The organism is Streptomyces sp. NPDC127084 (genome assembly GCF_042724175.1).
In the GTDB taxonomy this organism is placed as follows: Bacteria; Actinomycetota; Actinomycetes; order Streptomycetales; family Streptomycetaceae; genus Streptomyces.
The window spans coordinates 1-4,544 of the sequence record NZ_JBHXFA010000279.1; the positions used below are offsets into that span (position 1 = coordinate 1).

Sequence of the window (4,544 nt, forward strand, 5' to 3'; positions counted from 1 at the left end):
GCTCCGAAGCGGAGCCACCGGGACCGCAACATCCACGACCACGAACAGTCCCGCCCCCGCCTCGCCGGGGGCGGGACGCGTGCACTCCGGAGCGACATGAGCGCAGAGGACTTCAAAGGACACCCAGAGGACCGCGACCTGTACCTGCGCCTCCTCATCGAACGCGACGGCTCACCGGAATGCGCCGCCGACGAGCGAGATCCGGGCCGCAGGACACCCCAAGTCCCCGACCGGGACACAGCGCAGCGCGTCGCTGAACTCGAAGAGGCCATCTCCACCACACGACGACCCAGGAGAAGAGCAGCATGACCGACACCCAGGTACCCGAGCAGAACAAGCGCCCGGAACCTCCGGTCCCCGGGGCGGAGTGGTGCAAAGCCTGCGATGCCTGGTGCCTGCCGTCAGGCATCTGCCGCTGTAACAACCGCTAAGCGAAGCGGCGGTGGCCATGCGCCACCGCCGCTTCCTTGACCAGAGAGAACAAAGGAGAAGCCTGATGGCCACCGGCCTCTACAGTTCCTTCGCCGCACTCGCCAGCGGGCAAATCGAAGGTATCGACTACCAACGCCTCTGGCGCTCGTCCCCGATATCCACGCTGCTCCACTTGGCCATTCACGGCGGCGGGGTCGAACCGGGCACCAGTGAGCTTGCCAGCGCCGCAGCAGGAGACGCCCACGACTTCTACACCTTTGAGGGCATCAAGCGGGCAGACAACGGTGAACTGCATCTGACCGCAACCGACTTCGATGACCCGATGGCGCTGACCTTCGCACAGGGTGCCACGCACACCGTCTCCTGGCACGGAGCCTCGGGGACTACCCCGGTGACGAGCCTCGGCGGCCTCGACTGCTGGCTGAGAGACCACATCGGACAGGCGCTGTCGCAGGCCGGATTCGCCGTCCAGATCGCCAGCAACGAAATCAACGGCAACGACACCGCCAACATCTGCAACAGGAACACGCGGCGCATGGGGGTACAACTGGAGATCAGCACCGCCCAGCGGCAAGCCTTCTTCCTCAACGGTGACACGTCCCGTGCCAACCGCGGGAACATCACCCCCGCATTCACCACGTATGTGAATGCCGTCAAGAGCGCCGTCACGACAGCTCTCGTCACCGCAGGCAAAGGCCCCTCGGCTGCCCTTGCCCAGCCGACCCGTGAGTCGGTCGACTCGGTAGCGTCGGGGCCATGACCACCCCGCGCCAGTACACCGGCAAGCGCGTCGACATCAACCGGCTCACCGCCACCACCATCACCGATGACGACCTCGACGCCATCCGCTCCGAACTCCACCACTACAGGGCCACTGACACGGCAGACGACGCAGAAGCCACAGACGACACCCAGGCTTGATCGTCTACTGTTGGCGTGCGTAGGGCGCGGGGAACGGCCTACACAAGGGACGCCCGTGACCACGCCCGCCAACATCCCCGAAGAGCTCCTGCCGCTTGCCGTCCCCATCGCGGACCTGAACCCCTACTACCGCAACCCCCGTACCGGTGACATCCCCTCCATCGCCGAGTCTCTGACCGTCAACGGCCAGTACCGGCCCGTGGTGGTGAACAAGGGCACCCACACCGGGCGGCCCAACGAGATCCTGGCAGGCAACCACACCGTGGCCGCCGCCCAGCAGCTCGGCTGGGAACAGATCGCGGTCACCTGGATCAACGTCGATGACGAGGCGGCAGCCCGCATCGTTATCGTCGACAACCGCACCAACGACCTCGCCGGCTACGACACCGCGCTGCTCGCAGAAGTCCTCTCCGAGATCCCCGACCTCACCGGAACCGGATACGACCGCGAGAGCGTCGACCGACTCCTGGACGACACCTCACTACCCGAGACGCTGGAACTGACCTCCGACGGAGCGGGTACCGGAGCAGCCGCAACCGTCGACTACCTCCAGTGGGGCTACCTCCAGTGGGAGTCCAAGCGGGTGCGGATCACGTCCGAAGAGGTCGAAGCCCTCAACGCCATCTACACGAAGTTCGTAGACGACACCAACAGCGACCTCGGCTTCGGCTGGCACGTCCTCCAGGAAGCCCACCAGGAGGATGACGCCGCATGAGCACGGCACCCACCACGACCTTCCACGAGTCGTACCCGCTCGATCAGCTCCGCCCCGCGGACTACAACCCGCGGCGCCTGAGCGAGACTGCGTTCGTCCGGCTCCAGGCGTCCCTTCGCCGTCACGGCGTCGTCAAACCGGTGATCCTCAACGCCGACGGCACATTGGTCGCTGGCCACCAGAGGACCAAGGGCCTCAAGGCCATCGGCCAGACGCACACGCCTGCGGTGATGCTCGGAACGAAGGTACGGCTCCAGGACGAGATCCAGTTCAACCTGCTCCACAACCGAGTGGAGACCGAAGCCAGCGTCGTCTACGCCGAACCCGGTGAGCTTGGCGCCTGGTCGTGGATCCCGTGGCAATCCATCCGCGTCGCCGAGCGCAAGAACCTCTCCTTCGTCAACGCCATCGGCCACATGACCGCTGGCCACGGCCCCTGGGGCAGCGTCGTCATCGATGACCAGGGCCGCATCGTCCTCAACGCCGAGTACGCCGTCGTCGCCTCTATCTCACGCTTCGACCTCCTTGCCTGGACCGTGCCCTCGTCCGAAGCAGCTCAGCTCCACGCTGACCTCACCGGCGAGTACGGGGTGTACGACTGGAGCGCCATCGAGGACAAGGCCCCGGTGTGGAACCAGCACATCGTCCAGCCCAAGCGGCTGCGGAAGTTCTCCTCCAAGGCCAAGGCCGGGAAGTTGGCGTACGGCTCCGAGACTTGGGACCAGCTCGTCACCCCCTGGCTGAAGCCCACCCATCGCGTCGTGGACTTCGGCGCCGGCTACGGCGACTACGCAAAGCACCTGCGCGCCAAGGGCTTCAACATCCACGACTACGAGCCATACCGATGCCGGGACGGCTCGTACGCCGTCGACATCCGCGCCGTCGTCGGCATGATCCGCGACATCGCTAAGGACATCGAGGCCAAGGGCCTTTACGACGTCGTCGTCTTGGACTCCGTCATCAACGCCACCACCTCCCTCGACTACCAGCACTGGGTGATGACCACGGTCAACGCCCTGTGCGCGGCCGATGGGGTCGTGTGCCTCGGGACGCGGAGCCTCGCCCGCGAACTGCGTGACGAGCAGGCCAAACGCGTCACCTCACAGACCGCGACTACCAAGATGAGCTTCCTCGATGACGACAACGTGGAGATGAACTTCGTCAAGGGGAAGTGGCAGAAGCTCCGCTTCCATACGCCCGAGACGTTGGAGCCCATGCTCCGACGCTACTTCGAGGACGTGAAGGTCACCGATCTCAGCGGGTCCAACCTCAAGGCGACGTGCCGCCGTCCCATCGCGCTCCCCAAAGAGGAATACGAGAAGGCTTTCGAAGAGGAATTCAATATGCCTTACCCGAATGGCTTCCGTCATGACAGACATCTGGAATTGGTGGGAAATTTGATAAAATTGACAATAGAGAGAAACGAATCTCTCGATAATTAGGAATCGCAATTGGGGAGCGCATGTCGCAGCGAATACAGATCCAAATCGAATCGCGAAGTCGGTACTGCATAATGTGGCTGGCTGGCGTGCGGCACGTCGCCCTCGACCAGCACTGCCTGCGCAGCTTCGGCCAGCCCGACCGCCCGAGAGTGGACGTGCGCCGCCGGCATCAAACCCTCCAACTGCCGCAGGACAATCCACCGATGGCCTGGTACCTGTGCGCTCTGCCCAATCCCTGGAACTGGAGCCAGAACGCCCACCTGGCCTTCGAGGGAGCCCCAGGGGAGCAGTGGGACGGCCCGGCCCTCGTGCCGGGCCTGTATGTGCACCTCGACAACGCCCGCCCGATCACCGGGTGGGGCGAGCACAGCATCCCCGCCGACGAACCACGCCGCACCTCTGTCCGCTACCGCACCTGCCGCAACTACCAGTTCGCGTGGTGGCTGCGGACTCACCGCGACGCGCCGGACGCCCCGCCGGAGTTCGTCCCGCCCAAGAGGCCAGGCGAGGGCGAACAGATGTCACTGATGTGACGGTTGCGACGGCTCGGCAGTGTCCGTCCCGCCGAGCTGTCGCACACCGACCGCCGACCCGGCAGCCCCGAACTGCACCGGGTCGGCGGTCGGTGCCCCTGTGGTTGTCGGCTGCGGCGACGCTTCGATGCTCACCGAAGCGTCCTGACTGCTGCCACCCCGGACGGCCCTACGCAGCTTGCGCCATGCCTCGATCAAGGAAACGAGCTGCCCCAGGAGTCCAGTCAGGACAAAGATCGCGATCGAGGCCACGCCCGACCAGGCGAGAATCCAGAGCACCGCAGACGAGTCCACCGTTCAGTCCCTACTAGTCGGGGACCGAGATGAATGCGGGCACGCATACTCAGCTCGATCCACAAGGTCGTGGTGAGCTGAGTTCAGTACCAGCGATAGAACTCAGGACGTTCAGAGTTGTCTGGGGTTTCGAGGCGTGTGCTGGAAGCGGTTGCCTTCCGCAGATTGATGGGAGAGGGCAGGGCGCTGGTCCTGCCCTCTCCCATC

Annotated in this window: 6 protein-coding genes; all 6 read left to right on the plus strand. The window is 64.8% G+C overall.

Annotation, left to right across the window (positions count from 1 at the left end; all coding sequences use genetic code 11):
* Positions 1 to 309: hypothetical protein (locus tag ACFWI9_RS33035; protein ID WP_387168635.1), on the plus strand; the 309-nt coding region annotated here is incomplete at its 5' end.
* A gap of 187 nt (positions 310 to 496) precedes the next feature.
* Positions 497 to 1,192, plus strand: coding sequence for a poly-gamma-glutamate hydrolase family protein (locus ACFWI9_RS33040; RefSeq protein ID WP_387168638.1), 696 nt, complete (start codon positions 497 to 499; stop codon positions 1,190 to 1,192).
* Positions 1,189 to 1,353, plus strand: a complete 165-nt coding sequence (locus tag ACFWI9_RS33045) for a hypothetical protein (protein WP_387168641.1) — start codon at positions 1,189 to 1,191, stop codon at positions 1,351 to 1,353. Before ACFWI9_RS33040 ends, ACFWI9_RS33045 begins: the two co-directional genes overlap by 4 nt.
* Positions 1,354 to 1,408: 55 nt before the next feature.
* Positions 1,409 to 2,068, plus strand: a complete 660-nt coding sequence (locus ACFWI9_RS33050) for a ParB/RepB/Spo0J family partition protein (protein ID WP_387168644.1) — start codon at positions 1,409 to 1,411, stop codon at positions 2,066 to 2,068.
* Complete coding sequence (locus ACFWI9_RS33055) at positions 2,065 to 3,510, plus strand: ParB N-terminal domain-containing protein (protein WP_387168647.1); 1,446 nt, start codon at positions 2,065 to 2,067, stop codon at positions 3,508 to 3,510. The genes ACFWI9_RS33050 and ACFWI9_RS33055 overlap by 4 nt, the downstream gene beginning before the upstream one ends.
* 86 nt (positions 3,511 to 3,596) lie before the next feature.
* The gene (locus ACFWI9_RS33060; protein ID WP_387168651.1) at positions 3,597 to 4,043 is read left to right on the plus strand and encodes a hypothetical protein; all 447 of its coding nucleotides are present in this window, start codon (positions 3,597 to 3,599) and stop codon (positions 4,041 to 4,043) included.
* Positions 4,044 to 4,544 lie beyond the last annotated feature (501 nt).